A 3,743-nucleotide genomic window follows, 5' to 3' on the forward strand; every position below is an offset into this window, starting at 1 on the left:
TCCCTTCGGGGAAGTGGAATTAGTGGAATTAATGGAAACAATACGAAACTTCTCAATCACCAATACCCCCATCATTCCCCACGCTAGGGGGTAGAACTTGGCACTGGCAAACCCTGCCTGCAGGGCCATTTGTCGTTGCTCTTCTCCAGAGGGAAAGCGATCTAGGCTGGGATCAATGTAGGCATATTCGGATCCCAGTCCCAAAGTTTTGGCCTGGGCAACCACCTGAGTGTTCAAGTACCAGCGCTGAAATTGTTCGCAAAGAGGGATCCCTGTGGGGCGGTGAAAATCCAAAATGGCGGCACGACGTCCTGGCTTCAGTACTCGCCTAATCTCTCGCAAGGCTTGGGGAATATCGGTTACATTGCGCAAGCCGTAGCCCATGGTAATGGCATCGAAGCTACTGTCGGGAAAAGGTAAGGCCAAGGCATCTCCCAAAACCCACTCCAGGGAGTAGCCAGGGAAGAGCCGGGAGCGACGCCGGGCAATCGCCAGCATGGCGGGAGAGAAATCTAGGCCCACCACATGTCCCCTTCGTCCTACTCGGCGGGCCAACTGCAGAGCCAGATCACCGGTTCCACAGCACAGATCCAGCACATATCCTCCTGAGCTGGCGCCCGACCAACGCACGGCCATACGCTTCCAAACCTGATGGAGGCCCAGGCTCAAGGTTTGGTTGAGGGAGTCATAGTGGGGAGCAATGCGGTCAAAAAGCGCTCGGATTTCCTCAGGCTGTTCAAAGGTTGGGCTAGGCACCTCTTCTCAACTCCACCTCATGTTCCCCGTACAAACTTTGTTGCTCCTGTTGCTCCGCAACGCTACATGACCGGATCTGTGGTCTGAAGCTAAAGGAAGAGGGGTGTTACGGCGGCACTGGGATCCCACTGGCTCCCACTCGGTGGCGGCGGCTGGGGTAATCAGCCAAACTCAGGGACAGGGATCGGGATCCGGCTAGGCTCGAGGCTGGGATGCGGATGGTTCCCTGGAAGACTTGGCTATTGGGGGGCAGCTCCCCCGGCAAACCCTGGGTGAGCGCGCTGATTGACCGTCCATTGTCGTCAGTAATGTTCAGGAAGCTATAGAGAAAGCGCACCGTCTCTGCCGAGTTGTTTTGCATAGCTACATTCAGAACCACTTGGCTTCCCTCGCGACGAACCGAGAGCACCTGCATAGAGACCTGTCCACCGGCGGCAATTGGTAGGGGGGGCGGAGGTGGTGTGGGCGCCGGCGGGGCAGGAACTCCGTCCTGCTGACGGGAACGAGAAGGTGGAGGAGATGGGGTGGCGGGGCGAGGAGTTGGCGACGGGGCCGCCGCCAATTCAGGAGACAATCTGGGGGTGGGTGTTGGAGTGGGAGTTGCAACCGGCGTGGGTGCTGGGGTAAAGAGGGGGGTGGGAGTTGGGGACGGACGAAGGCTGGCTTCGGCTGCTGCAATTACCTCAGCCTCGTTCAGCAAAGGCACAGTACGGGGATCCCGAACTTCGCGGGAAGGAGAAGCCTGACCGGAGCCGGTGACAGGAGAAGAAACCCCCGATAGAGCTCGCTGACCAAATAGGTAGCCCAGACAAGCACTCAACACCGTTGTGAAGAGAAATGCGCTCAGCCAGAACAGCACCCCCGAGAATGTGGAGGCGAACTCCTGAGACGGTTTGGCCGGTCTACGCAAAGGCTGTTAACTCCTGCTGCTAGTTCGCTTTCCTATGATACGAAAGTGACAGAGAAGCTAGGGGTTCTCGACCGGGGCAGAGTTTTTGCGTTGTTGCTCATGGGCCTGTAGCGGGGCGCTGTCTAAGTTGGGCAGCCGCTCCCCCAGCCACCAACCCGGATCTTCCCAGCTCAGGGATCCCAGCCATTTCCCGGCCCGATCTGCCAAGACCAAGCCCAACAAAACGGGAGCAGTGGTGATCCCCAGCGCTAGGCTGAGCCAGAGCGGTTGAGGAGATCGAAAAGAGGCCGAAGCAGCCTTTTGTTCAGGCGAAGATATCGGCTTGGGATCTGTCATGGTCGGGCTTTTGAGCCTGAAGTTCAAGTGCGCTGTTGTTAGGTTAATCTCAAACGTCAGTGGATTTCCAGCGTAATGTCGATTGTGCTGATCTGCGGCCCTGTGCGCTCTGGCAAAAGCCGGCTGGCAGAGGGTTTGGCTGCGGCTTCGGGCTTGCCGGTTATCTACCTGGCTACCGGGCCGAAACCCGATCCTGAGACTGACCCAGAATGGGCAGAGCGCGTTCAACAGCACCGGCAACGGCGGCCTTCCAGTTGGCAGACTTGGGAAACCGGGAGGGACTTGGGGGCAGAACTGCAAAAGTTGCCCCAGCCCTGTTGTGCGCTGGTGGATTCGCTGGGGGGATGGGTGGCGCAGGGCCTAGACTGTCCCTCTTCAGAATGGGATCCCTTGGTGCAATCCTTCTTGGCAACCTTGCAAAGCCATAGAGGGGAGATCCTCCTGGTGTCTGAAGAAGTGGGCTGGGGGGTGGTGCCCGCTTACCCACTGGGGCGGCGGTTTCGGGATCGGATGGGGGAACTGACCCAAAGGCTGGCTCCCCTGGCCGACCAAGTGTTTTTGGTAACGGCAGGTTTTGCCCTGGATCTCACCCGTCTAGGGATCCCAGTGGCGAGCAAGACAGAGCAGAGCTGAGATAAGCTGCATTTGCAAGCCAGATAGCTGTGTTGCCGTGCCGATTACCCTCTACCTTCCTGCCAAGGCCATTCAAACTCTGGATCTCACCCCCGGCCATGAGCTGGTGAAAACCTTGATGGCCGATCCCGTGCGTGCTGCCCAGCAGGTGCAATGCGCCATCGATTGGCCGCGCAGCCCTGAGGATCCACGGGAGCTGTCCGAGATCCCGGAGGTGCGCCTGTGGTTTATTCGTTGGGATACAGTCTACCCCTGGATGCCCTACTTTCTCAATTGGCGCCAAGGAGAACTCGCCCGTTACGCGGCTATGATGGTGCCCCACCAATTCAACCCTCGGGAGGGTATTGTTTACAACCCAGAAGCGTTGGAGATCTTTGTCTATCAGAAGATCTTTGTGTTGATGCGGTGGTTTAAGCAGCAGAACCTGGGATCCGTCTCCATGCTACGGGATATGGCTTTGGTGTTTGGCTTCGAGATCCAGCCGGAGTTTCTCGCCCTATGGGAGGCAGAGCTATGAAGGTGATGGTGGCCAACACCTGGCCGGGGATCCCAGGAGCTACGGCAGTGGCCGACGCTTGGCAGCAGGTGGTTCAACGCCCTTGGGGCCGGCTCAGAGTGGATCCCAACCCTTCGGAAGCTCAGCTAAAGGCCCTCTGGCAGCAAATCTCCGAGTGGGCAGGAGAAAAAGATCCCCTACTGGTTTTGCCGGGCAGCGTTGCCGATCCCCTGGGGCCAGGCCAAACTTGGGCCGATCTAGCCCATGCGTGGGGGTTGAGCTTGCTGCTGACGCTGCAGCGGGAGGCCGCTCTGAGCCAAGCTGCCGCTTTTGCCGCCCTGTTGCGCCAAGCCAAGGCCCGCGGTTTGGGGTGGGTGCTGATTGGATCCCTGACCGAAACTGGGGATCCCCAAGCCTTGGAAAAGCTGGATGCAACTTTGATCCCGCGCCTGGAAGCCCAAGTAGGAATGCCGGTGTTGGGGAGAATGGCTCTTGATGGGCAGATCCTTTGGGATCCAGATGCCCTGCTGCTCTGCAATGCTGCCCAACCAAGGAACTGAGCGCCACCCACTGATCCCTGCGGCTCGAACCGTTCCTGATACATTTACGCTG

Annotated in this window: 6 protein-coding genes; 3 read left to right on the forward strand and 3 right to left on the reverse strand. The window is 58.6% G+C overall.

Translation table 11 applies throughout. From position 1 onward, the window contains the following. From ubiE to NW819_RS07105, 3 genes are all read right to left on the reverse strand, one after another. Window positions 1–756 (reverse strand): bifunctional demethylmenaquinone methyltransferase/2-methoxy-6-polyprenyl-1,4-benzoquinol methylase UbiE (gene ubiE / locus NW819_RS07095; protein ID WP_414413324.1); only part of this gene is annotated, 756 nt, incomplete at its 3' end. Between the two features lie 106 nt (window positions 757–862). Then, on the reverse strand, window positions 863–1,666 hold the full coding sequence (locus NW819_RS07100) for a hypothetical protein (protein WP_414413325.1): 804 nt from the start codon (window positions 1,664–1,666) through the stop codon (window positions 863–865). A 57-nt stretch (window positions 1,667–1,723) separates the two neighbouring features. After that, entirely contained in the window at window positions 1,724–2,002 is a 279-nt protein-coding gene (locus tag NW819_RS07105; protein ID WP_414413326.1) for a hypothetical protein, read from the reverse strand. A 75-nt stretch (window positions 2,003–2,077) separates the two neighbouring features. Here NW819_RS07105 and cobU point away from each other — a divergent pair, with 75 nt between their 5' ends. Genes cobU through NW819_RS07120 form a run of 3 tightly spaced genes read left to right on the forward strand, consistent with a single transcriptional unit; the run spans window position 2,078 to window position 3,691 of the window. Beyond that, entirely contained in the window at window positions 2,078–2,635 is a 558-nt protein-coding gene (gene cobU, locus NW819_RS07110) for a bifunctional adenosylcobinamide kinase/adenosylcobinamide-phosphate guanylyltransferase (RefSeq protein WP_414413327.1), read from the forward strand. Window positions 2,636–2,672: 37 nt separating this feature from the next. Continuing rightward, the gene (locus tag NW819_RS07115; RefSeq protein ID WP_414413328.1) at window positions 2,673–3,152 is read left to right on the forward strand and encodes a CRR6 family NdhI maturation factor; all 480 of its coding nucleotides are present in this window, start codon (window positions 2,673–2,675) and stop codon (window positions 3,150–3,152) included. After that, entirely contained in the window at window positions 3,134–3,691 is a 558-nt protein-coding gene (locus tag NW819_RS07120; RefSeq protein WP_414352032.1) for a hypothetical protein, read from the forward strand. Before NW819_RS07115 ends, NW819_RS07120 begins: the two co-directional genes overlap by 19 nt. Window positions 3,692–3,743: the final 52 nt, after the last annotated feature.

The organism is Synechococcus sp. R8-2, assembly GCF_047461715.1.
GTDB lineage: Bacteria > Cyanobacteriota > Cyanobacteriia > Thermostichales > Thermostichaceae > Thermostichus.

What these genes read in the sequence shown, in the direction of transcription:
- NW819_RS07105 (WP_414413326.1), bottom strand. Translation starts at nt 2,002, where the DNA reads ATGACAGATCCCAAGCCGATATCTTCGCCTGAACAAAAGGCTGCTTCG.
- cobU (WP_414413327.1), top strand. Translation starts at nt 2,078, where the DNA reads ATGTCGATTGTGCTGATCTGCGGCCCTGTGCGCTCTGGCAAAAGCCGG.
- NW819_RS07120 (WP_414352032.1), top strand. Translation starts at nt 3,134, where the DNA reads ATGGGAGGCAGAGCTATGAAGGTGATGGTGGCCAACACCTGGCCGGGG.